This is a genomic window from Tianweitania populi (assembly GCF_014652875.1).
GTDB lineage: Bacteria > Pseudomonadota > Alphaproteobacteria > Rhizobiales > Rhizobiaceae > Tianweitania > Tianweitania populi.
This window is the reverse complement of record NZ_BMZQ01000005.1, coordinates 19743-43465: the sequence shown is the minus strand read 5'-3', so window position 1 is coordinate 43465 and position 23723 is coordinate 19743. Positions and strand designations below refer to the sequence as shown.

Genomic DNA, 23723 nt, shown 5'->3' with positions numbered 1-23723 from the left:
CCGCCCGGCATGAAGAGCGGGGCGCATTCAACGCCCCGCCGGATCAAGGGATCAAGGCTTGATCTGGTCGGCCGTGTAGTAGCCGCTGTCGACCAGAACCGGCGCGATGTTGTCCTTGGTCACCAGAACCGGCTTCAACAGGTAGGACGGAACGACCTTCTCGCCATTGTCGTAGGTCTTGGTGTCGTTGACCTCAGGCTCCTTCTTTTGGCCAACGGCGTCGATCATGTTGACCGTGACCTTGGCGAGCTCGCGGGTGTCCTTGAAGATCGTGGAATACTGCTGGCCGTTCTGGATCGACTTGACCGACGGCACTTCGGCGTCCTGACCGGACACGATCGGCATCGGCTTGTCGCCCTGGCCGTAACCCACGGCGCTCAGGGCCGAAATGATGCCGATCGACAGGCCGTCATAGGGCGACAGCACGGCATTCACGGTCTTGTCGCCGTAATAGGACGACAGCAGGTTGTCCATGCGCGCCTGTGCAACGGCCGGATCCCAGCGCAGCGTGCCGACCTTCTCCATGCCGGTTTCGCCCGACACCACCACCAGCTTGCCCTGGTCGATATAAGGCTGCAGCACGCTCATGGCGCCGTTGTAGAAGAAGAAAGCGTTGTTGTCGTCCGGCGAGCCGCCGAACAGCTCGATGTTGAACGGACCGGCTTCGGTCTCGAGCTTCAGGCCTTGAACGATCGACTGCGCCTGCAGCACGCCGACCTGCTGGTTGTCGAAGGTGGTGTAGTAATCGACATTCGGCGAATTGCGGATCAGGCGGTCATAGGCGATGACCTTGATGCCCTTGTTATGGGCCTGTTCCAGCACGTCCGTCAGCGTGGTGCCGTCGATCGACGCGATCACCAGCGTCTGCACGCCGGCAGCCACCATGTTTTCCAGCTGGCTGATCTGCGTCGGAATATCGTCCTCGGCATACTGCAGATCGGTCTTGTAGCCGCGTTCCTGCAGCTGCTTGACCATGTTGTCGCCATCGGCGATCCAACGGGCCGAAGCCTTGGTCGGCATCAGAACGCCGACGGTGCCCTTTTCCTGCGCAAAGGCAGATCCGCTCAGCACGGTGGCGGTGAGCAGGGTTGCCGCGAGGGCGGCTTTCAAAAATCGCATGTGGTCCTCCCAGGGATCCGTTTGACGCAGACCAGACGATGCCGCGTACAAGCGTGCGAACGTCTCCACCCGATCTCCCAATCGGTGTGAGGCATGGGTAGTGGCGCATCGGTATGCCGGTCAATTCAGAATGATGCTGTGCGATATAGCGCTTTTGGTATATCGTATAATCATGATCAATTCGGCATCCTCGTCCAACCCCGGTTCCATCCGCGATCGCCTGATCCGTCGTGGCTTGAAGCTCACCCATCTGCGCCTGCTCGCGGTGCTCAATGAAACCGGCCAGATCCGCGCCGCGGCGACCAAGCTCGCCATGACCCAACCTGCCGCGTCGCGCCTCCTGGCTGAGCTCGACACGATCACCGGGGCCAAGCTTTACCAGCGCCATCCGCGCGGCGTGGTGCTCACACCGTTCGGCCTCAAGCTCGCGGATTGGGCTGGCAAGATCCTCAGGGATCTCGACGCGGCGGACCGCGAGATCGGCGAAATGGAAGCCGGCCAAAGCGGCTTCGTGTCCATCGGTTCGGTGACCGGCCCCGCACTCGATCTCGTTTTGCCGGTTCTGCGCCAAACGCGCGTCACCCATCCCAATATCGCCAGCAATATCTTTGTGGATACCAGCGACAAGCTGGCCGAGCTGCTCTTGAGCGAGCGGCTCGACTTCTTTGTCGGCCGCATTCCCCCCGATGTCGATCACGGGCGCTTCGCTGCCCGCCCGGTCGGCCCCGAGCCGATGAGCCTGATCGTACGCCAGGACCATCCGCTGATCCGCACCGGCAGCACGTCGCTGGCCGATTGTGTGGAATATGACTGGGTGCTGCAGGCACCGGGCGGTCTGCTGCGCAGGACGGTCGAAACCTACATCCTGAGCAAGGGTCTGTCTTTGCCGCACCGCGTTTTCAGCACCTCATCGACCCTGATGACCCTGGCGATCATCTCGCAATCCAATGCGATCGCGGCCTTGTCCGAGGCTGTGGCGAACTTCTTTTCCAAACCCGACGGCTTGAACGCCCGCATCGCGACCCTGCCGGCAGCGCCCGATCTCGCTGTCTCACCCTATTCGCTCCTGCGATCTAAGGATCGGCCCCTGTCGCCGGCGTCGCAGACCATCTGGGACCTCGTGGAAGACCGGCTGCAAGCAAGCCAAACGCAGGAACAGGTCCCCCGTTTACAAAAGTAATATAGTATGATTTTTCTTCTCCTCAGGGCAGCAGCCCTTCTCGTGGAGGAGAAACATGATCAGCAAAATCGTATTCGGCGCGAGCCTTCTCGCGTCGGTGAGCCTTTTGTCGTCCGCAGCCATGGCACAGACCATCGGCTTTTCGCAGATCGGTTCGGAATCGGGCTGGCGCGCGGCTGAAACCACGCTCACCAAGATGGAAGCCGAAAAGCGCGGCATCGACCTCAAATTCGCCGATGCCCAGCAGAAACAGGAAAATCAGATCAAGGCGCTGCGCTCCTTCATCGCGCAGGGCGTCGATGCCATCCTGATCGCCCCGGTTGTCGCGACCGGCTGGGATGCCGTGCTGGAAGAAGCCAAGGAAGCCGAAATCCCGGTGATCCTGCTTGATCGCCAAGTCGATTCGAAGGACGACCTCTATCTCACCGCCGTCGGCTCGGATCTCGAGCTTGAAGGCAAGGTTGCGGGCGAGTGGCTGGCAAAAGATGTTGGCGACAAGCCCTGCAACGTCGTTGAACTCCAGGGCACGACCGGCTCCTCGCCGGCCATCAAGCGCAAGGCCGGCTTCGAGCAGGGCATTGCCGGCCACGACAACATCAAGATCACCCGCAGCCAGACCGGCGACTTCACCCGCGCCAAGGGCAAGGAAGTGATGGAAAGCTTCCTGAAGGCGGAAGGCGGCGGCAAGAACATCTGCGCGCTTTATGCCCATAATGACGACATGGCCGTCGGCGCCATCCAGGCGATCAAGGAAGCCGGTCTGAAGCCCGGCACGGACATCAAGGTCGTATCGATCGACGCCGTGCCGGATATCTTCCAGGCCATGGCGGCAGGCGAGGCCAATGCCACGGTGGAACTGACCCCGAACATGGCCGGCCCGGCCTTCGATGCGCTCAAGGCCTATATGGACGACAAGAAAGAGCCGCCGAAGTTCATCCAGACTGAGTCCAAGCTCTACACCCAGGCTGACGATCCGAAGGCCGTTTACGAGCAGAAGAAGGGCCTCGGCTACTAAGCCGCCCCCTTCGGCTGCCCGGCCCGGAGTCGGGCAGCGCGCTCAAACCTATCCGCCGCACTCAAGCGCGGCGGATATCAGCTTGCGACCTTCCAAGGAACGACCTGAATGCTCGACCCGACCCCCGGTCGCGTCCCGCTTTTGCGCGCGGCGGCCGTGTCCAAGAGTTTCCCCGGCACGAAAGCACTTGATGGCGTGGATTTCACCTTACGCGCCGGCGAAGTGCATGCTTTGCTTGGTGAAAATGGTGCCGGCAAGTCCACGCTGGTGAAATGCCTTACCGGCGCTTATCGCCGCGACGGTGGCGAGATCCAGCTGGATGGCGTTTCGATCGATCCGCGCGACACGCTGGATGCGCAGCGCCTCGGCATCGGCACGGTGTACCAGGAGGTCAACCTCCTCACCAATCTCACGGTTGCCGAGAACCTCTTCCTCGGCCATCAGCCGACATGGCTCGGCTTGGTTTCTACCCGCCGAATGAATAGGCAAGCCCGCGCCCTGACGGCGCAATACGGGCTCGACATCGACGTCACCCGCAGCCTCGGCAGCTATTCCGTCGCCATCCAGCAGATCGTTGCCATCGCCCGCGCCGTGCGACTCTCGGGCAAGGTGCTGATCCTCGACGAACCCACCGCCAGCCTCGATGCGCATGAGGTCGATGTCCTGTTCGATGCCATCAGCGGCCTAAAAGAGCGCGGTCTCGGCATCGTCTTCATCTCGCATTTCCTGGATCAGGTGTTCCGCATTACCGACCGCATCACGGTTCTGCGCAACGGAAAGCTGGTGGGCACGGAAGACACCGTCTCGCTCGACCGTCTGCGCTTGGTCAACATGATGCTCGGCCGCGAGCTCGCCGAAGAAACACGCCGCACCGGCAAGTCGGGCATGCGCTATGATGCCGAGCCCCGTTTGCGTTTTTCAGGCTTCGGCCGGCGCGGGCGCATCGCGCCCTTCGACCTCGCCATCCAGCGTGGCGAGGTGGTTGGTATGGCCGGCCTGCTCGGCTCCGGCCGCACCGAAACGGCGGAAGTGCTGTTCGGCGTTTACCCGCATGACAGCGGCACGGCGGCGAAGGAGGGTAGGGCGCTTTCCCTTGGCTCGACTCGCGCAGCTGTTGCCGCCGGCTTCGGCTTCCTTCCCGAAGACCGCAAGACCGACGGCATCATCGGTGAGCTTTCGATCCGCGAAAACATCGCACTGGCGCTGCAAGCCCGCATCGGCTGGGCCCGTCCGCTTTCCGCCAAGCGGCAGCGGGCCATGGCAGACGACTTCATCCGCCGCTTGGACATCCGAACCTCCGACGCCGAAAAGCCGGTCGGACAGCTCTCCGGCGGCAATCAGCAGAAGGTCATGCTCGCCCGCTGGCTTGCCACCAATCCCGAATTCCTGATCCTTGATGAACCCACGCGCGGCATTGATGTTGGTGCCCATGCCGAGATCATCCGCCTCATCGAGGAACTATGCGAAGGCGGCATGTCGCTGCTCGTCATCTCCTCCGAACTGGAAGAGCTCGTCGTTTACAGCCACCGCGTGATCGTGGTGCGCGATCGCGCCCATGTCGCCGAACTCGTCGGCGAAGACATCACCACGACGCGGATCGTCAACGCCATCGCCGGAACGCCTGATAGCGCGGAGGCAGCAGCATGAGCGCGGTTAAACGACTGGCGCAACGCCTCCTGCCGCAGATCATCGCGCTCGCCGCCGTTCTCGGCCTGATTGCCGTGGTGTTTCCCGGCTTTTTCGACATCAGCTTTGCCAATGGCCGTCTTTACGGCAGTCCGATCGACATCCTCAATCGCGGCGCGCCGGTCGCCTTGCTGGCGATCGGCATGACCCTGGTGATCGCCACCGGCGGCATCGACCTGTCGGTTGGCGCGGTCATGGCGATCTGCGGAGCGCTGGCCGCATCCTGCATCACACAGGGCTACGGGCTTCCGGCAACGATCGCCATCAGCCTTGCCGCCGGCCTCGCCTGCGGTTTGTGGAACGGTATCCTGGTCGCCGTCCTACGCATCCAACCGATCGTCGCGACGCTCATCCTGATGGTGGCCGGTCGCGGCATCGCGCAGCTCGTCACGCAAGGCGCGATCCTCACCTTCAACGATGAAAGCCTGATCTTCCTGGGTTCCGGCAGTTTCCTCGGTCTGCCAATGCCGGTCATCCTGTGGCTGGCCATGGGAGCGCTCGTCACGCTGCTTGTCCGCCGCAGCGCGCTCGGTCTGCTGATCGAAGCGGTCGGCATCAACCAGCGTGCGTCCATGCTGTCGGGCATTAATGCGCGCGTGCTGCTGATTGCCGTTTATATGACCTCGGGCCTTTGCGCGGCTCTCGCCGGCATCATCGTCGCCGCCGACATTCGCGGCGCCGACGCCAACAATGCCGGCCTCTGGCTGGAACTCGACGCCATTCTTGCTGTGGTGATCGGCGGCACCTCGCTGCTTGGCGGCCGCTTCTCGCTGATTGCCTCCCTGATCGGCGCGATGATCATTCAGGCCGTCAACACCGGCATTCTCCTGTCCGGCTTCCCGCCCGAGTTCAACCTGGTGATCAAGGCGGTGATCATCCTCATCATCCTCGTCGTCCAATCACCTGCCATCCAGATCATGATGACCTTCTTCACAACAAGGAGGCCGGCGCGATGAATGCCCGCACGCTGCCCCTCGTCGCCACGGTGCTGATCTTCATCGTCGCCTATGCCCTCTGCTATCTCCAGTTCCCGGCGATCCTTTCGACCCGTGTCGTCGGCAACCTCCTAACCGACAACGCCTTTCTCGGCATCGTTGCCGTCGGCATGACCTTCGTCATCATCTCCGGCGGCATCGACCTGTCCGTCGGCTCGGTGATCGCCTTTTCCGGTGTGTTCATCGCCGTCCTGCTGCGCGATACCGGCCTTGGACCATGGCCAATCTTTGCGCTCCTCCTCATCATCACCACGTTATTCGGCGCCGCGATGGGCGCCACGATCCATTTCCTGCAAATGCCGCCCTTTATCGTCACCCTGGCCGGAATGTTTCTGGCTCGCGGCATGGCTTACGTCCTGTCGATCGACAGCGTGCCGATCAGCGATGACACGATAAGTGCTTTGCAGCGCATCTACTGGCTGCTGCCGGGCAAAGGACGGCTGACCCTGGTCGGCGGCTTGATGCTGATTGTCGTTCTCGTCGGCATCGTCGTTGCGCATCGCACCCGCTTCGGCACCAACATCTATGCGCTTGGCGGTGGTGCCCAAACGGCGCGGCTGATGGGCGTGCCGGTCGCCCGCACCACGATCCAGGTTTATGCCCTATCCGGTTTCCTCGCAGGCCTTTCGGGCATCGTCTTTGCCATCTATACCTCCGCCGGCTATTCGCTGGCCACGGTGGGCGTCGAACTCGATGCGATTGCCGCCGTGGTGATCGGCGGCACGCTGCTGACGGGCGGCAGCGGCTTTGTGGCGGGCACCCTCATCGGCGTGCTGATCATGGGTCTGATCCAGACTTACATCACCTTCGATGGCTCGCTGTCGAGCTGGTGGACCAAGATCGCGATCGGCATGTTGCTGCTAGGCTTCATCGTGCTGCAGAAGGCGCTGGTCTGGGCGGGCGGACGCCGTGCGGAGGCGGCGTCGGGGAAGGGTTGAACGGGGTATGATGCTGAAGACCGCGATTTCCGGGGGCGTCACGCGCAACAGTCACGCGCGCGTTGTCGACGAACTCGGCAAGGCGATCGTCGGCGGCACCTATTCAACCGGAACCGTGCTTCCCGGCGATGCGGAACTAGCGGAGCGTTTCGACGTCTCACGCACGGTTCTGCGCGAAGCCATGAAGACGCTTACGGCGAAGGGGCTGGTGGTTGCCAAGGCCCGGATCGGCACCCGGGTGACCGAGCGTTCGACCTGGAACCTGTTCGATGGCGATGTGCTGATCTGGCATCTGGAAAGCGGAATTGACCCGGAATTTATCGGAAATCTCGCCGAAATGCGCCTGAGTTTCGAGCCTTTTGCGGCGGATTTGGCCGCAAAACGGGCGAGTCCTTCCGAAATTTCCCGGCTTTATGCCTGTGTCGAGGCCATGGAAACGGCCGATGCGATGGACAGCTTCGCCTTCGCCGATCTCGACTTCCACCTCACTCTGCTCGACATTTCGAAGAACCCTTTCATGTTTTCGGTCGGCTCCCTCATCGAAGCCGCCCTCGTCACCAGCTTCCGCCTGAGCTCGCCCTATGGCGAACCCAGCCGGCAGCAAGCAACCTCCGAAGCCCACCGCGCCATCGTCGATGCGATCGCGAATGGCAACGGCAGCAAGGCTGCGTCGGCCATGCAGGCCGTGATCATCGACGGCCGCGATCGTATTTCTGGCGAGGTGGCGGGGTCGTAACGCGGGGGCCCGTTCTCAAGCGAGAACGCGGAAGAACGGCTCCATACGCTGGCAGGATGCATCGATATGCGCCTGCATTGCCGAGCGTGCATGTTCCACATCGCCATCCGCGATTGCTTGGCTAATCAGGAGGTGTTCCTTGACCGCTTCTTCCGCGACAGCCGTGTGGTGGCGCAGGCGGAAGAGGTGCATGTGGGCGTAGAGACGCTCCAGCGTTTCAGCGATGATCGCATTGCCGCAAGCGCCTGCGATGAGCGCGTGGAACTGTCCGTCCAGCTGGGCGAAGCGGCCGTAGTTGGCGAGGGTGTCGCCTTTCGTCAGCGCTTCCATCTCCGAACAAAGCCGAGCCAGATCTTTCTTCTGCGCTGATGTCATTCGACCTGCCGACAAGGCTGCGGCTTCCGGCTCGATCAGGCGGCGCATGGCGTAGGTGTCGCGAAAATACGCGCCGCTTGGCATGGGAGCCGCGCTGTAGCCCGAGTTGAACTTCTTGGCGACCAGCCCTTCCGCTTCTAGCCGGATCAGGGCCGCGCGCACCGGAGTCTGCGACACGCCGAAGTGCCTTGCCAGCGCATCCACCGACATCCGCTCGCCGGGCGGAATCCGCAGGGCGATAAGGTCGGATAACAGCGCGCCGTAGACATCCTCGCCGATTGAATGGCGGGACGGCAGGGTCGCCGGTGACAAACGGTGTGCTGAGGATGGAGGCGAAGCAGGCGCGTTCATCAGGCGAGCATACTGCCTTGCATAGACAAAAGCGATCCGATATTAAATCCGATATCGTATCGGATTATTCGCTGTGCAGTTGATGTCTGGCGGATCGGGGTTTCGGCCAATGATCAGCGAGGGGAGGGTTGATTATGCGACAGGACTACGGGGTCACACGTGCGCCGAGCCAGCTTCTGTTTGGAGCAGGCCAGCGCCGCGCCCTTGGGCGGGTGGCGGCAGCTTTGGGGCGGAGCGTCCTGCTTTGCACCGACAAACGCATTGCCGAACTGCCCTTGCTCGCCGAGATCATCGCAGATCTAAAGGCCTTTGACCTGAACGTTGCTGTGTTCGACGCCACCCAGCCGGAGTTGCCGCTGCACGGCATCGAGGCGTGTGTCGCCGCTTATGCGGACTTCAAGCCGGATGTCGTGATCGGACTCGGCGGCGGCAGTTGCCTCGATCTGGCGAAGCTGGTCAGCCTGTTGCTCAGCCATCTCGGCCCCCTGTCGGACTACTACGGCGAATATAAGGTCCCGGGTCCGATCCGCCCTGTAATCGCTGTGCCGACGACCTCCGGCACGGGCTCGGAAGTCACGCCGGTGGCGGTTCTGGCTGACCCCGATCGTGCCATGAAGGTCGGTATTTCCAGTCCCTACCTCATTCCGCATACGGCCATCTGCGATCCTGAACTGACACTGTCCTGCCCACCTGGTTTGACCGCGATCTCTGGGGCAGATGCTCTGGCGCATGCGATCGAAGCCTTTGCGGCTGTTGCCAGGAAGGCCGAGCCGGATCTCGCCATGACCCGCGTCTTTGTCGGCAAGAACGGGCTTAGCGATCATTACGCCTTGCAGGCAATCAAGCTGATCTTCGACTATCTGGAGCACGCGGTGTCGCAGGGTGACGATCTCGACGCCCGCTCCGCCGTGATGCTGGCCTCGACCTATGCGGGTCTTGCTTTCGGAAGCGCTGGCACGGCGGCCGCGCACGCCATCCAATATCCGGTCGGCGCGCGCACCCACACGGCGCATGGGCTGGGTGTCGGCGTTCTCCTGCCGCACACGATGGACTTCAACCTGCGCGCCGCTGCCGCCGACTACGCCGACATCGCCCGCGCGATCGATGTGGCTTCGAGCACAGACACCGATGCGCATGCAGCGAAGACTGCGATCGAAGCGGTGCGGTCACTGTTCGGGCGCATCGGCATCCCGTCGAACCTGCGCGCGATCGGTGTCGAAGAGGCCGATCTGCCGGCAATGGCGGATCTCGCAATGAACGCCGCTCGGCTCGTCGAGAACAATCCCGCCCCGCTCAATCCCGCCGCCATTCGCTCGATCCTCGAACGCGCGCTTTGATGCGTCGCCGATAACACGAACCTGAAAGAGCTGAGACACGATGACCAATCATCCGACAGACCTCTTCATCAACGGCGCCTGGGCTCAAGGCTCATCGGATAAGCGGATTGCGGTGATCAATCCTTCCGACGGTACGGTCCTCGACCATGTCGCGGATGCCGATGTTGGCGACGCGATTGCGGCGGTGGATGCGGCAGCGGCTGCCTTGCCGGCCTGGGCGAAAACGCCGGCACGGCAACGGTCCGAAATCCTTCGCCGTTGTTACGAGCTGATGATGCGCGACAGCGAGGATCTGGCGCGGCTGATCTCGCTGGAAAATGGAAAGGCGCTGAGGGATGCGCGCGGTGAGGTTGCCTATGCCGCCGAGTTCTTCCGCTGGTTCGCGGAAGAAGCGGTACGCATCAATGGCGATCTGTCCGCCGCACCTTCGGGCACGAATCGCATCCTTGTGCAGTATCAGCCGATCGGCGTGTCCTTGCTGATCACGCCATGGAATTTTCCCGCCGCCATGGCCACGCGCAAGATCGCACCGGCGCTGGCGGCGGGCTGCACCTGCGTGCTGAAGCCGGCAACCGAAACGCCGTTGACCGCCTTCGCCGTTGCCAAGCTTCTGGCGGAAGCAGGCGTTCCCGATGGCGTGGTCAACGTCATTACGTCCAGCAAGACCTCCGCCGTCGTCAACGCCATGCTGGAAGATCCACGCGTGCGGAAGCTTTCCTTCACCGGCTCGACGGAAGTGGGACGCATCCTGCTGCGCAAGGCGGCGGAGCAGATCATCCATTGCTCGATGGAACTCGGCGGCAACGCGCCCTTCGTTGTGTTCGACGATGCCGATCTCGACAAGGCTGTCGATGGAGCCATGATCGCCAAGATGCGCAATGGCGGTGAAGCTTGCACGGCGGCCAACCGACTTTACGCCCAGCGCGGCATCGCCGAGGCCTTTGCATCCAGACTGGCGGAGCGCATGCGCGCGATGAAAGTGGGCGCCGGCGCAGAAGCAACGACGGACTGCGGCCCGCTGGTTAATGCGGCTGCCGTGAACAAGATCACCGAACTGGTCGAGGACGCCGTCTCACAGGGAGGCCGCGTCTTGTGCGGGGGTGAGCGCGGGGAGGGCGCCGGCTTCTTCTATCCACCGACCGTGCTGGTTGATGTGCCGCCGCATGCCAAGATGGCGCATGAAGAGATTTTTGGTCCGGTGGCGCCGGTCTATGTTTTCGACACCGAAGATGAGGCCGTGACGCTTGCCAATGACACGGAATATGGCCTCGTCGCTTACGTCTACACGCGCGATCTCGCCAAGGGATTACGCGTCAGCGAGCGCATCGAGGCGGGCATGGTGGCGCTCAATCGCGGCCTTGTGTCAGATCCGGCCGCACCCTTTGGTGGCGTCAAGCAGAGCGGTCTGGGACGTGAAGGGGCCCATCACGGCATGCTCGAATTCATGGAAGCGAAGTACATAGCGGCCGAGTGGTAGCGCAGACTGCGCCAAACAGCGGCTACTTGCGTGCCCGATAGCCCAGATTGGCGGAGATCTTATCAGCCGCCGCCAGCACGGCGCGGACCTGATCGAGGCTTGGATCGGGCGCGATGTGCTGCACGGAATCGTTGATGGCGATCGCGCCGACGAAGCCGCCGAGCGCATCGAAGATGGGTGCGGCGACCGCGTTCAGCCCGACCATGGCTTCGTTGGGTCCGGTTGCCCAGCGACGCTTGCGCACGGCATCGACTTCCGCCTGCAACTGGTCCGCATCGGTGACGGTGTAGGGGGTCCGCATATCGAGCCCTTCGGACAGGATGCGCGGCAGAAGCAGCCGATCGCCGAAGGCAAGCGTGACCTTGCCCTGGGCGCTGGCATGGTAATGGAGAAGCGAGCCGGGCTTGACGTGGATCTCGATGTTGGAGCGGCTCGGCACGATCAGCAGGATGCGCACGCCGTCCGGTTCCGGCTGGCTGATCGCGACCGCATGACCGGTCTGGTCGCGCAACTCGCGGGCGACTTCGCGGGCAGCGGTTGCCAGCTCGAAGCTTTCGCTGACAGCTTGGCCCAGTGACATCAGCCGGGCGCTGATCGAGTAGCGCTCGGTTTCCTCGTTGCGGATGAGGTAGCCGGCCGACACCAGCGTTTGCAGGTGGCGGTGGATGCGGCTCTTGGTGGTGTTGAAGGCACGCGCCATTTCCGACACGCCGACCGAGGTCTGGCCTCGGGCGACATATTCCAGGATTTCCAGCGCAAACTCGACCGCCTGGATCGAACCGCCTTTGGGTGCCTCATTCATGCTTTGACCGTTTCCGACCCATCTCGTGCCGCGAACCGGCCGGTGCGGGCTTTGGGCAGATAGACCGCCATTTTCGTTCTGGAGCAAGGCTGCCGCACTGCGACAACCTCGCCGATGTCAGCTGAGCGAGGCTGGTGCAGGATATTCGTCGGCGTTTAGCACCCAACCCTGGTTGGAAAAATCCGTGCGGGGCGGGGAGAAGATGTCGACCAGCTGGTTGAGCCCGTCATCCATACCGCGCGAGGTGTGGATGGCGGGCGGCGGGATCACGGTCAGTGACGGCGACTTGACCAGGGCATGCTCGTCATCGCGCCAGGCGTTGAGGTTGGTTGTCCAGGGCCAGCGCAAATGATGCGTGTAAGTGCCGTCTAGGGCGAGCGACCCCTGCTCGAAGTCGTCGTGATGGTGCGGCGAGAGTTTCGCGATGTCGCGCGGACCGTGCTGCTCGTCGAGATAGTTCACCATCAGCGTGGTGCAGCGGAAAATGCGTCCGAATCGGCCCTGGCTGGGCGGCACGTCCAGGCTGTAGGCGCGGATGCGAAAGCCGCCAACCGGATCGGGCCAGGGCTCGAGCAATGTCACATTCGGGTGCCGCTCAGTGTAAGACTCGGCATTGGCGCAAAGCGCGTTGAGATCGTCCGACCGGGTCGAGAAGATACGGGTTGCGCGGCCCCCGTTGGGCAGGGTTATGCGGCTGTCGCCGGGCGGCAGGATCACCAGCGAAAAGCCGTCCACCTCTAACCGCTCGCCATTTGCTTCCACGATTGCCGGCGTTTCGTGGTCAGACAGGAGAAGAACATATTCGTCGCCTTGGCCCGTGCGCGACAGGGACCCGCCGGCCTCGACCTCGCTATAACCCACGAGGAAGTTCTGGCCGCGGGTCAGCCATGTGCGGGCACCGTCTGCGGTGATCTGCGGATCCGTCTGGTAGAACAGGCCGTAGTCGGCGCCGGAAAAGCTGGTTGGCGCTGATGCCTGTGCAGCGGAAGCGGCAGCCATGCGCGAACGCGGATCTGTTTGATCGTACATCGTCTTCCTCCCGTCGTTCTCTCAAGCAGAACGTTGATAGCGAAAATGATGCGTGTTGAACGTCTGGATTGTCAAGTGCGTCCCGTACGGGCGGGCTAGCAAATTCTTTCAACCTCCCGCTTGACAGCGGAAAGCAATCAAAACACTATTCTACGTAACAGCGTTCTGCATAACGAAACGGAGGAGACGTTCATGCTGACTCGCCGACAGGTCCTTGCGTCGACTGGCGCAATGGCTGCTACCCTTGCCATGCCCAATATTGCCCGCGCCGCACCGATCCAGATGCGGTACGCTCATGCTGCCAACGAAATTCACCCCGGCCACATCGCCGCGCTGGAGTTCAAGAAGGCGCTGGAAACGCTCGTTCCCGGCGCCATTGAAATTACCATCTTTCCGAACCGCCAGCTCGGCGAAGACAAGCAGAACCTCGAATCCGCGATTGCGGGCGTGGTCGATCTTTGCGGCTGCTCGGGCGTGCAGTATCCGCTCGTTACCGGGCGGCAGGCGCTTGATGCCTATCAGCTGCCCTTCCTGATCCGCGACTATGATCACTTCACTAAGCTCGCGACCAGCGATGTCGGCCAGAAGCTTCTGGACGATCTGGAGCCAGCCGGCCTTGTCGGCTTGCAGACGACGGACATCGGCAAGCGCCACTTCGTGTCGGCCGGCAAGGTCGTGAAGTCGCTGCCCGATTTTGCCGGCTTGAAGACCCGCATCCTGCCGGTGCCGTTGCACAAGGCCATCTGGGAAGCGGTGGGCACATCGCCCGTCGGTCTGCCCTATGGCGAAGTCTATGGCGCGCTGGAAACCAAGGTCATCGACGCCGTCGAGATCAACGTGTCCTCGATGCTGTCTGAAAACCTCTGGGAAGTCGGCAAGAACTTCACGCTCACCGGTCATTATCCCTGGCACAATGTCACGGCCATGAACAAGATGGTGTTCGATGGGCTGCCGCAGGAGCTGCAGCAGGCGGTTCGCGAGGCCGGCAAGCAATCGATCAAGCCGACCATGGACTACACGGCCAAGCAGGACATGGAAGGCCGCGACCAGCTCAAGGCCAAGGGCGTGACGATCTACGAACTGGAAAACCTGCAGGAGATGCAGGCCAAGGTTGCGCCGATCGTGGACACCTGGAGCGCCAAGGATCCGCTGATCGCCGAGTTCGCGGCAGCAGCCCGCAACGCGAGCTGAACCCAGATCAAGCCGATCTCTCGGTAGATTGGGTCGGCATCATCGCGAAACGATCGCAAGCTTCAAGCGCGCACCGCTAACGGTGGTCGCGTGGCTTGCGCCCTGCATTCTCGAAGAAAGCCATGGGAATGAATCAATCAAGTTTCGGCAGGCTGTTTGGTGCCTATGAGCGCGTCATCAAGGTGCTTGCCGGCGGCTCGATGGCCGTCATCGTCACCGTCATGGTGGTGCAGGTCATCGCCCGCTACGTCTTCAATTCATCGCTGATCTGGGCGGAGGAACTGTGCCGCTACATCCTGATCTGGCAGACCTTCCTGTTCGTCGGTTACGCCTATCACCGGGGTGAGCTGGTCATTCTCGACCTGTTCAGCGCCTATGTGTCGCCGGCCGTCTACATGGCGATCCGCTATCTGACCGCGATCCCGATCTCCGTCTTTCTTTACATGATCATCGTGGCGGGCTGGACCCATGCTTCGCGCTTTGCCAGGCAGATGATCCCGGCGCTCGACTTCATCTGGAACTCGCTGACCGGCAATGACCTGCATGTGCCGGTCTTCTGGGTCTATGTCGCCGTGCCGGTCGGCTGCACCATCCTGCTCATCCACTTCCTCGCACGCCTTGCCTACGACACCTGGCGCGTGGCCAAGGGCCAGCCGCTCGCGCCGCCTGCTACGATGGAGACCGCGACGTGATTGCCTTTCTCGGGATCTTTGCCGTTTTCCTCGTGATCGGCATTCCAATCTCGCTGGCGCTGGGCGCTGGCGGCCTGCTCTACCTTTATCTCACCGGCAACGGCATGCTGGTAATGGCGCTGCCGCAGCGCATGCTGCAGGGCGTCGACCAGTTCGTGCTGCTCACCATCCCGCTCTTCCTCCTTGCCGGCAATCTGATGAATCTAGGTGGCTTGAGCGGGCGCATGATCGGCTTTGCAAATGCGCTGGTTGGCCACTTCCGTGGCGGCCTTTCTCTGGTGACGGTTCTGGCGAGCACGCTGTTTGCGGGCATTTCCGGCAGCGCGATCGCACAGGCTTCCGCCATCGGTTCCTTTATGATCCCGGCCATGGCCAAGCAGGGCATTCCGGCTTCCTACGGCGCGGCGCTCGTGGCCATCAGCGCGGTGATCGATCCGCTGATCCCGCCCAGCATCACCATGATCATCTTTGGAGTGCTGTCGGGCGCCTCGATCGGCCAGCTGTTTATCGCCGGCATCGTGCCGGGCCTGCTGCTGGGTCTGGGCTTGCTTGGCTACGCCTGGTTCAAGGCCTGGCGCCACGACTATCCTCGTATGCCGAAAGTGCCGTGGAAGGAACGCGGACCGCTGCTGATGCAGGCCATTCCGGCGCTCATGCTGCCACTGATCATCGTGGGCGGCGTCAAGACCGGCATCTTCACGGTCACCGAGTCTGCTGCCGTGGCCGTGGCTTATGCGCTGCTGGTCGGCCTGCTTCACCGCGAACTGTCCTGGGACAAGATCTGGCAATCGCTGGTGTCGACCGCGATCGCGACGTCCGGGCTGCTCTTCATCCTTGCCATGGCGAGCATCGTGGCCTTCGCGCTCACCATCGAACAGGTGCCGACCAAGTTCGCCGATCTTCTGCTTGGCGTCTCGGACAACAAGCTGGTGATCCTGCTGATGGTCAACATCATGCTGCTGATCCTCGGCAAGTTCCTGGAGCCGATCTCGGTGATGATCGTCACCATGCCGATCCTCTTGAAGGTGGCCGATGTCATCGACATGGATCTGGTTCAGTTCGGCGTCATGGTCACGCTGAACGTGGTGATCGGCATGGTTACGCCGCCGGTGGGCGTCTGCCTCTTCGTGGTCTGCGCCATCTCCGGCCAGTCGCTGGGGGCGGTCAGTAGGGAAGTCGTGCCGATGTTCTTCATCTGCATCGCGCTTCTAGCAGCCATCGCCCTCATCCCGGCCGTGACGCTCTGGCTGCCGAACTTCATGACCCCGCTGCCGTAAGCAGCGGGTCGATCTGAAAAGGAATGACCATGTCATCATCGACTTCTCCAACCGGCTTTCGCCAGCGCTTCATTGCAGGTGAAACGCTTGTCGGAACTTTCGTGAAGACGCCGACCACGCATCCGATCGAGATCCTCGGCAATCTCGGCTTCGACTTCGTGGTGATCGACGAGGAACACGCGCCCTGGGATCGCGGCACGATCGACGCGGCGCTGTTGGCAGCGCGGGCCAGTGGCACCGCCGGCATCGTGCGGGTGGCCGAACCGACGCCGGCCAAGATCCTCGCCGTGCTGGACGATGGCGCGGCCGGCGTGCTGGTGCCGCATGTGAGTTCACCGGCCAAGGCCAAGGAGATCGTCCAGGCCTGCCGCTTCCGCGGCGGACGGCGCGGCTTTTCCAACACGACGCGGGCCGGCGACTTCGGGGCCGTGGGTGTGTGGCCGCATGTGGATGCGCAGGACGCGGCCGTGACCTTTGTCGCGATGATCGAGGACCCGGAAGCGCTCGACGAAATCGATGCGATCGTCGGCACGGAAGGCCTCGATGGCGTCTTCATCGGTCGCGGCGACCTGACGGTGGCGCTGGGCGCGCCGGCCATGGATGCGCCGGAAATCATGAGCGCCTGCGAGACGATCATCGCGGCGGCGAAGAAGGCGGGCAAGCCGGTTGCCATGATGGTGGCCAATGCCGACGACGCCAAACGCTTCAACGCCATGGGTGCGACCACCTTCATCGTCGCATCCGACCAGGGCTTTCTGCGCCAGGCCGCGTCGAAAGCCTATTCCGAAATATCAGCCGTGGGCGCGAAAAGCGCCTGATCGAACCTGAGGAGGAGACGAACAATGGCCGACAACAACACGAACTATCCCACCATCGTACCCCTGACCGAAATGTCGCCGGAGCGAACCGCGGAAGTGGCCGAGCTTCTGGTCGACGCGGTTGACCTGCACTGCCATTCCGGCCCGGCCGCCATGCCGCGTATCCTCGGTCACACCGAAGCCTTCCAGATGGCGGAAGATGCAGGCTTCAAGGCGCTGCTTTACAAGGATCATTACTATGTCGGCATGCCGCATTGCGCGGTGCTGAAGGATATCTACCCGGATTCGAAGGTGGAGCTTTACTCGGGCGTGGCGCTCAACAACGCGTCGGGCGGCATCAACCCGCATGCGGTGGACCACAACATCAAGCTCGGCGGCAAGATCGTTTGGTTTCCGACCTTTGCGGCCAAGAACCATATCGAAGCCTATGCCTCGAAGAGCTTCCCCAAAACGGCCAAGCCGATGCTGCCGCCGATCCCGCTCACGGTACTCGATGCCAACGGCAAGCTGATCGACGAGGCCAAGCAGATCTGCGACCTGATCGCCGAAGCCGACATCATTCTGGCGGGCGGGCACCTTTCGGCGGCCGAGCTGTTCGTGCTTTTCGAGGAAGCGGCAAAGCGCGGCGTCAAGAAGATGCTGGTGAACCACCCTTCCTACATCATCGGCTGTTCCGACGAGGACATCCGCGGATTGGTCGGGCTCGGCGCTTACATGGAGCACTCGATCTGCATGTTCATTCCAGGCCGTGCCAAGCAGCATGAAACGGAAGACCTGATCCACATGATGGAAGTGGCGGGCGTTGACCGCACCGTGCTCGGCTCCGATCTCGGCCTGACGCAGGCGCCGAAGCCGGTGGATGGCTATCGCATGATCGTGTCCGACCTGCTCGACCATCAGGTTGATAAGGCCGACATCAAGAAGATCATCTCCACCAATGCCAGCGGCCTGATCAATCTCGCGGCCTGAACAGAACCAAACGAGGAGGAAAAGGGATGGCTGCTGCTCGCAAAGTGATCATCACCTGCGCGGTGACGGGTTCGATCCACACGCCGTCGATGTCGCCGCATTTGCCGGTGACGGCCGAGGAAATCGCCGATGCCGCGATCGGGGCGGCGGAAGCGGGCGCGGCGATCGTGCATCTGCATGCGCGCAACCCGGTGGATGGCTCGGCCGACCAGTCGCCGGAAGCGTTCGAGCCGTTCTTGAAGGTGATCAAGCAGCGCTCGGATTGCGTGGTGAACATCACCACCGGTGGGGCCGCGACCATGACGATCGAGGAGCGGCTGCGGCCGGTATCGACCTTTAAGCCGGAAGTGGCCTCGCTCAACATGGGCTCGATGAATTTCGGCCTTTATCCGATGCTGAACCGCTACAAGGAGTTCAAGCATGAATGGGAGCGCGACTATCTGGAAGGCTCGCGCGACCGCATCTTCAAGAACACCTTCGCGGATATTGAGAACATCCTGACCACCTGTGCGGAGAACGGCACGCGGTTCGAGGTGGAATGCTATGATATCGGCCACCTTTATACGCTCGCGCATTTCGTGGATCGCGGCATCGTCAAGCCGCCCTTCTTTGTGCAAAGCGTGTTCGGCATTTTGGGTGGCATCGGCCAGCATCCGGAAGACGTCATGCACATGAAAAGAACAGCCGACCGGCTGTTCGGCGACCAGTATTCCTGGTCGGTGCTGGGGGCGGGCTCGAACCAGATGCGCATTGCTGCACAGGCGGCGGCGATCGGCGGCAATGTGCGGGTCGGTCTGGAAGATTCGCTCTGGATCGGACCCGGCCAGCTGGCAAAAACCAATGCCGAGCAGGTCACCAAGGTTCGCGGCATCATCGAAGGGCTGGGTCTGTCGATCGCCACGCCGGATGAAGCGCGCGACATCCTGCAGCTCAAAGGTGCGGACCGGGTGGCGTTCTAGTGGCGGCTGGCAAGAACGTCCTGATCGTCTACGCCCATCCCGAGCCCGCTTCCTTCAACGCAGCGCTGCGCGATCGTGCACGGGCGGCGTTGGAGAGAGCCGGGCACAGGGTTGTCGTGTCGGATCTTTATGCGGAGGGCTTCAATCCGCTTGCCGGCCGGCACGATTTCACCAGCGTCGCCGATCCCGCCATCTTCCACTACCAGACCGAGCAGGCGCATGCGGCCCGCCACGACACTTTCGCGCCAGACATCGCTCGCGAACAAGAGCGGGTGGCGAATGCGGATCTCATCCTGTTCCAATTCCCGCTGTGGTGGGGTGGACCCCCAGCAATCATCAAGGGCTGGGGCGAACGTGTCCTCGCCTATGGCTTCGGCTATGCTGATGGCTTGCGCTACGAAACCGGCGTGTTTCGCGGTCGGCGGGCGATGGTGTCGATGACCTCGGGCGGCACCACGGCGCGGTTCGGCGCGAGCAATGCTTATGGCGATCTTCAAAGCCAGGTGCTGTGGCAGCTGCAGCATCTTGGGCTCGAATATATGGGCTACGAACTCGAAGAGCCCTTCGTTGCTTACGGCGCGCCGCGCACCGACCATGCGGGGCGGTTGGCCTACCTCGATGAATTGGAGCAACGCGTTCTGGCCGCCGCCGCCAAGCCGGTGGACCGCAGCCTCACGATCACCAACCCGCTCGACCTCGTGCCGGACGGCGCCTGGAAGCAACAGCGATAGGAGAGGGCACCATGGACAAAGGAAAGGTTGCGCTCGTTGCAGGCGGATCGCGCGGCATCGGCACCGCCGTTGCGCGCCGACTTGCGAAGGACGGGATGGCAATTGCCGTCGGCTACCGCAACTCATCGGCGGAAGCCGAGGCAATCGTGCGCGACATTGAGGCTGCGGGTGGCCAGGCCCTCGCCGTTCAAGGCGATGTCGGGCGTGACGGCGATCCCGCGCGGATGGTGGCAGAAACAGTCGAGCGCTTCGGTCAGTTGGACGTTCTCGTAAACACCGCAGGCATCGGACCCTACCGTTCGCTGGACGCGGTGGATGAGGCCTATATCCGCACGATGTTCGACACCAACGTCACCGGCGCGATCATGCTGACCAAGGCTGCGGCTGCGGTGATGCAGGAGGGCGGGCGGATCATCCAGGTGTCGTCGCGCCTGGCCTTCAGCCCGATCCCGACCAGCACGGTCTATGCTGCGTCCAAGGCTGCCGTTCAGGCGCTGGTGCATGGCTTTGCCAAGGAGCTTGGATCGCGCGGCATCACGGTCAATGCGGTGGCGCCTGGGGTGATCGAAACCGACATGACCACGAAGATCATCGCCGAGCGCGGCGAGCAAATCCGCGCCACAACGCCGCTCGGCCGCATCGGCCAGCCTGATGACATTGCGGGCATCGTGGCTTTCCTGGCGTCCGACGATGCGCGCTGGATCACCGGCCGCACGATCCTTGCGGATGGCGGGCTGACCTGACGGCCATCATCCGGCAACAGCGCGTTGCTTGACCATCAGGCGTGGCTTATGAACGTTGCCGCCCCTCTAACGGGCCGATCAGCGTTTCTTCAGGTGCTTGCCGCTTATGTCTTCCGTTGTGATCATCGGCGCCGGCCATGCCGGTTTCAACCTTGCGCATTTGCTTAGGCAGAACGGCTTCAGCGGCCGTGTCACTCTGATCGGCGACGAAGGCGGCGCGCCCTATCAGCGGCCGCCGTTGTCGAAAGCCTACCTGATGGGCAAACTCGATGCCTCGGGTCTGACTTTCCGGCCGGACAGCTTCTTCGACGAGCAAAGCATCGAGCGCATCGACGGAACGGCAACGAGCATCGACCGGCAAACACAGCGCGTTCATGTCGAGGGTCATGCCCCGGTCGCCTATGACACGCTGGTGCTGGCAACAGGCGCGCGGCGTCGCGAGTTGCCGGTCGAGGGCGGCACGCTGCAGGGCGTGCACGGACTGGCGACGCGCGCGGATGCCGATCGTCTCAAGCGCGCGCTGGAAGACGAGAGGCATCAGCCGCTGGTGATCGGCGCCGGTTTTATCGGCCTGGAATTCGCAGCGGGCGCGCGGCATTTCGGCTTCGACGTCAAGGTTCTCGACCTCGCGCCGCGCATCATGGCGCGCGCCGTCAGCCCCGCGATCTCCATCTATTTCCAGCAGGCGCATGAGCAAAGCGGCGTGCAATTCCTGTTGGAGACCGGCATTGCGCATCTGGAGGGCAAGGACGGTCACGTGACCCATGTCGTCACCACCAATGGGGACCGGCTCCAGACAGATCTCGTGGTGGCCGGCATCGGCGTCATCCCTAACGATCAGCTCGCCCGCCATGCGGGGCTTGCTGTCGAGAACGGCATCGTGGTGGACGAACATCTGGCGACGAGCGATCCCCACATCTACGCGATCGGCGATTGCGCCAACTTCCCGGACAAAGCGCTGGCCTCGCGGCTGCGGCTGGAATCTGTGCAGAATGCGACGGATCAGGCGCGTGCGCTGGCGGCGCTCATCACCAGCCAGGAGCGCGTTCCTTACGATGCCGTTCCATGGTTCTGGTCGGATCAGGGTCCGTTGAAGCTGCAGATCGCGGGTCTGGGAACAGGCAGCGACATCTTTATCGAACAGCGTGACGACAAGGGCCTGTCGGTGTTCGCCTTCCGCGACGGGCAGCTGGCCGCGGTGGAAACCGCTAACCATGCCGGCAACCATATGGCCGCGCGCAAGCTGTTCGGCTCGGAGCTAGCTCGGCCAAGTGCCGATGCGGTCGCAAGCCCCGGCTTTACGCTAAAGGATTATGTGCTGCGCAAATAGCGTCTAGCTCCTGAGCGCCTGCGCGGGCGATTGGCGGTAAGCGAGCAAGGCGGGGATCAGCGTCACGATCGCCACGGCAACGAACAGCAGGCCGAGCGTGCCGAGATCCGTGCTGCGGAACTCGACCGGCATGGCGACACCGCTGGCTTCAGCGAGGCGGGCCGACAGGGCACGAACCGCGGCATAGCCGATCGCGAAGCCGGCAAGAACGCCGGCGGCGAGCATGGCGAAGGCTTCCAGCCAAACGATCGTGAAAACCACGCCGCGCGGTGCCCCGAAGGCGCGCAGCGCGCCGATCTGGCGGCGGCGCTGCAACACATGCACGGCGATCACCAGCAGGATCGACGCCGCAACCAGCGCCTGCGCACCGAGCGACACCGCGCTCAGGATCTGGCGCGCATCGCCGAGCGTGCCGTAAAGGCGCGTCAGCACCTCGCCGGGAAACACGGCGACGGTCGTCTCGCGGCGATATTGCTGGCGCAGATTATAGGCGTCGGCGATCGATTTCGGCTTCACCACGATGGCCGGCACGCCGGGATTGTTGCTCGTGCTGGCGGCGTGGCGGTCGACCAGGGCTGCGAAGGGGCCGTGGTGATCATGATCGTGGCCGGCATGATTGTGGTGTTGTTCCTCGGGAGTCTCGCCGGCTGCAGCCGCCGGCGCGGTTTCCTCATGATCATGATGCTCATGCACCGCCCACACCGCTTCGATCGGCACAAGGATGGCGCGGTCCCAGGGCGTGCCTGTCGGCTTCATACGGCCGACGACTTCATAGTCCACATCGTCATGCACATGCCCGGCTTCGCCGACCGTGCCGTGGAAGGGATGAAAGCGGTCGCCGATCTTGCGGCGCACGGACGAGCCGATCACGGCATCGCCCAGATGGCTGAAGCTTTCGCCGTCCGCAACGCCGCTCAAACCATCCAGCACCGCCTGTGTGGTGCCGATGATCGGATAGCCCGCAACGAAATCGCCGAAGCCGACGGGTGCCGCCCAGGCGACGCGCGGATCGGCGTTCAACTCGGCCAGAACCTGACCGGGCACGAGGGGGAGGGGTGCCGGCTGGAGAAACACGGAAGACAGGATCAGCTGCGTTTCGCTGCCGGCCGCGCCGATCACGAGGTCGAAGGCCGACGCTGCGCGGGCGCTACCGAGACGCAAAGCGCGTTCCTGCAAGGTGACGGCGACACCGAGTGCGGTGGCCAGCGCAATCAGCAGCATGACGATCAGAACGCCGATCCAGTGGCGGCGCAGGTCGGCGGCGATGAAGCGGATCATGCGGCTGCAAGCTCCGGCTGCACCACCCGTCCGCCTTCCAGCCGCAGCACGCGGTCGAGGCGGTCCACCAGACGGTGGTCGTGGCTGGCGACGATCAGGGTCGCGCCGATCTCGGCGGCGAGGTCGAGCAGGAGTTCGGCGACGGCGGCACCCGATTGCGCATCGAGGCTGGCGGTCGGCTCGTCGGCCACGATGAGGCCCGGCCGGCCAAGCAGCGCGCGCGCTACCGCGACACGCTGCATCTGCCCGCGCGATAGGGTTTCGACCGCCTGATCGAGCCGTTCGATGCCGACCTGGCTCAACAGGCGCAAGGCATCGTCGTACATTCCGGCCGGCAATCTCAGATGCGCCAGGCGCTGCGGCAGCAACACGTTTTCGAGCGCCGACAGGCCGGGAAAGAGGTGGAAGTCCTGCATGACCAAGCCGACATTGGCGGCGCGCCATTGATCGCGGCGGCGCTCGGATAAACTGGCGAGGTCCGTATCCCCCCAACGCACCGATGACTTCGCGGCACGGTTATGCGGCACGCGCTCAAGGCCGGTCAGGATGTTGATGAGGGTCGTCTTGCCGGAGCCCGATGGACCGGTCAGCGCAAGGCGTTCGCCGGCCTTGAGCTGGAGGGTGGGGATGTCCAAGGCAGGCAGTGCCAAACCGGGAAAGCGCACGTCGAGCGCTTCGACAACAAGCGGCAGCAT

The 23723-nt window shown here is 62.9% G+C and carries 23 protein-coding genes; 17 read left to right on the top strand and 6 right to left on the bottom strand.

Features of this window, described 5'->3' with window-relative positions:
- Positions 1–51: 51 nt before the first annotated feature.
- On the bottom strand, positions 52–1119 hold the full coding sequence (gene chvE / locus IE166_RS18700; protein ID WP_189506969.1) for a multiple monosaccharide ABC transporter substrate-binding protein: 1068 nt from the start codon (positions 1117–1119) through the stop codon (positions 52–54).
- 172 nt (positions 1120–1291) lie between these two features.
- Between chvE and IE166_RS18695 the strand changes: the two genes are divergently transcribed.
- The 6 genes from IE166_RS18695 (at position 1292) to IE166_RS18670 (ending at position 7669) form a co-directional block, all read left to right on the top strand.
- A complete protein-coding gene (locus IE166_RS18695; RefSeq protein WP_189506967.1) occupies positions 1292–2299 on the top strand; it encodes a LysR family transcriptional regulator in 1008 nt (335 codons plus the stop codon).
- A gap of 55 nt (positions 2300–2354) precedes the next feature.
- A complete protein-coding gene (gene ytfQ / locus IE166_RS18690) occupies positions 2355–3314 on the top strand; it encodes a galactofuranose ABC transporter, galactofuranose-binding protein YtfQ (protein WP_189506965.1) in 960 nt (319 codons plus the stop codon).
- A 108-nt stretch (positions 3315–3422) separates the two neighbouring features.
- Positions 3423–4961, top strand: coding sequence for a sugar ABC transporter ATP-binding protein (locus IE166_RS18685; RefSeq protein WP_189506963.1), 1539 nt, complete (start codon positions 3423–3425; stop codon positions 4959–4961).
- Positions 4958–5956 (top strand): ABC transporter permease, encoded by a 999-nt coding sequence (locus tag IE166_RS18680; protein ID WP_189506961.1) that lies wholly within the window; start codon positions 4958–4960, stop codon positions 5954–5956. The genes IE166_RS18685 and IE166_RS18680 overlap by 4 nt, the downstream gene beginning before the upstream one ends.
- Complete coding sequence (yjfF, locus tag IE166_RS18675) at positions 5953–6933, top strand: galactofuranose ABC transporter, permease protein YjfF (protein WP_189506959.1); 981 nt, start codon at positions 5953–5955, stop codon at positions 6931–6933. The genes IE166_RS18680 and yjfF overlap by 4 nt, the downstream gene beginning before the upstream one ends.
- A gap of 7 nt (positions 6934–6940) precedes the next feature.
- Positions 6941–7669 carry a FadR/GntR family transcriptional regulator gene (locus tag IE166_RS18670; protein ID WP_244641588.1) on the top strand — a complete coding sequence of 243 codons (729 nt, stop codon included), beginning with the start codon at positions 6941–6943 and terminating at the stop codon, positions 7667–7669.
- A gap of 15 nt (positions 7670–7684) precedes the next feature.
- Here the strand turns inward: IE166_RS18670 and IE166_RS18665 are convergent, their stop codons facing one another.
- Positions 7685–8395 carry a GntR family transcriptional regulator gene (locus tag IE166_RS18665; protein WP_189506957.1) on the bottom strand — a complete coding sequence of 237 codons (711 nt, stop codon included), beginning with the start codon at positions 8393–8395 and terminating at the stop codon, positions 7685–7687.
- 134 nt (positions 8396–8529) lie between these two features.
- Between IE166_RS18665 and IE166_RS18660 the strand changes: the two genes are divergently transcribed.
- The gene (locus tag IE166_RS18660; protein ID WP_189506955.1) at positions 8530–9732 is read left to right on the top strand and encodes an iron-containing alcohol dehydrogenase; all 1203 of its coding nucleotides are present in this window, start codon (positions 8530–8532) and stop codon (positions 9730–9732) included.
- A 40-nt stretch (positions 9733–9772) separates the two neighbouring features.
- Positions 9773–11209, top strand: a complete 1437-nt coding sequence (locus IE166_RS18655; RefSeq protein ID WP_189506953.1) for an NAD-dependent succinate-semialdehyde dehydrogenase — start codon at positions 9773–9775, stop codon at positions 11207–11209.
- A gap of 22 nt (positions 11210–11231) precedes the next feature.
- On the opposite strand, the gene IE166_RS18650 is transcribed toward IE166_RS18655, so the two are convergent.
- Together IE166_RS18650 and IE166_RS18645 are read right to left on the bottom strand one after the other, a co-directional pair.
- Positions 11232–12011, bottom strand: coding sequence for an IclR family transcriptional regulator (locus IE166_RS18650; protein WP_189506951.1), 780 nt, complete (start codon positions 12009–12011; stop codon positions 11232–11234).
- Positions 12012–12128: 117 nt separating this feature from the next.
- The gene (locus IE166_RS18645; protein WP_189506949.1) at positions 12129–13040 is read right to left on the bottom strand and encodes a cupin domain-containing protein; all 912 of its coding nucleotides are present in this window, start codon (positions 13038–13040) and stop codon (positions 12129–12131) included.
- A gap of 192 nt (positions 13041–13232) precedes the next feature.
- Here IE166_RS18645 and IE166_RS18640 point away from each other — a divergent pair, with 192 nt between their 5' ends.
- The 9 genes from IE166_RS18640 (at position 13233) to IE166_RS18600 (ending at position 21750) form a co-directional block, all read left to right on the top strand.
- Positions 13233–14231: a TRAP transporter substrate-binding protein gene (locus IE166_RS18640; RefSeq protein WP_189506947.1), complete on the top strand. Its 999-nt coding sequence runs from the start codon at positions 13233–13235 to the stop codon at positions 14229–14231.
- Positions 14232–14359: 128 nt separating this feature from the next.
- Positions 14360–14923 (top strand): TRAP transporter small permease, encoded by a 564-nt coding sequence (locus IE166_RS18635; protein WP_189506945.1) that lies wholly within the window; start codon positions 14360–14362, stop codon positions 14921–14923.
- Positions 14920–16200 (top strand): TRAP transporter large permease, encoded by a 1281-nt coding sequence (locus IE166_RS18630; protein WP_189506944.1) that lies wholly within the window; start codon positions 14920–14922, stop codon positions 16198–16200. Before IE166_RS18635 ends, IE166_RS18630 begins: the two co-directional genes overlap by 4 nt.
- A 23-nt stretch (positions 16201–16223) precedes the next feature.
- Positions 16224–17018, top strand: a complete 795-nt coding sequence (locus IE166_RS18625; RefSeq protein WP_244641587.1) for an HpcH/HpaI aldolase family protein — start codon at positions 16224–16226, stop codon at positions 17016–17018.
- Between the two features lie 24 nt (positions 17019–17042).
- On the top strand, positions 17043–17987 hold the full coding sequence (locus IE166_RS18620; protein WP_244641586.1) for a DUF6282 family protein: 945 nt from the start codon (positions 17043–17045) through the stop codon (positions 17985–17987).
- A gap of 26 nt (positions 17988–18013) precedes the next feature.
- Entirely contained in the window at positions 18014–18946 is a 933-nt protein-coding gene (locus tag IE166_RS18615) for a BKACE family enzyme (protein ID WP_189506942.1), read from the top strand.
- The gene (locus IE166_RS18610; RefSeq protein WP_189506940.1) at positions 18946–19677 is read left to right on the top strand and encodes an NAD(P)H-dependent oxidoreductase; all 732 of its coding nucleotides are present in this window, start codon (positions 18946–18948) and stop codon (positions 19675–19677) included. The genes IE166_RS18615 and IE166_RS18610 overlap by 1 nt, the downstream gene beginning before the upstream one ends.
- A gap of 11 nt (positions 19678–19688) precedes the next feature.
- On the top strand, positions 19689–20420 hold the full coding sequence (locus tag IE166_RS18605) for an SDR family NAD(P)-dependent oxidoreductase (protein ID WP_189506938.1): 732 nt from the start codon (positions 19689–19691) through the stop codon (positions 20418–20420).
- 106 nt (positions 20421–20526) lie between these two features.
- Positions 20527–21750, top strand: a complete 1224-nt coding sequence (locus tag IE166_RS18600; RefSeq protein WP_189506936.1) for an NAD(P)/FAD-dependent oxidoreductase — start codon at positions 20527–20529, stop codon at positions 21748–21750.
- Positions 21751–21753: 3 nt separating this feature from the next.
- Here IE166_RS18600 and IE166_RS18595 read toward each other — a convergent pair whose 3' ends face one another.
- Complete coding sequence (locus IE166_RS18595) at positions 21754–23028, bottom strand: ABC transporter permease (RefSeq protein WP_189506934.1); 1275 nt, start codon at positions 23026–23028, stop codon at positions 21754–21756.
- Positions 23025–23723 (bottom strand): ABC transporter ATP-binding protein, encoded by a 699-nt coding sequence (locus IE166_RS18590; RefSeq protein WP_189506932.1) that lies wholly within the window; start codon positions 23721–23723, stop codon positions 23025–23027. Before IE166_RS18590 ends, IE166_RS18595 begins: the two co-directional genes overlap by 4 nt.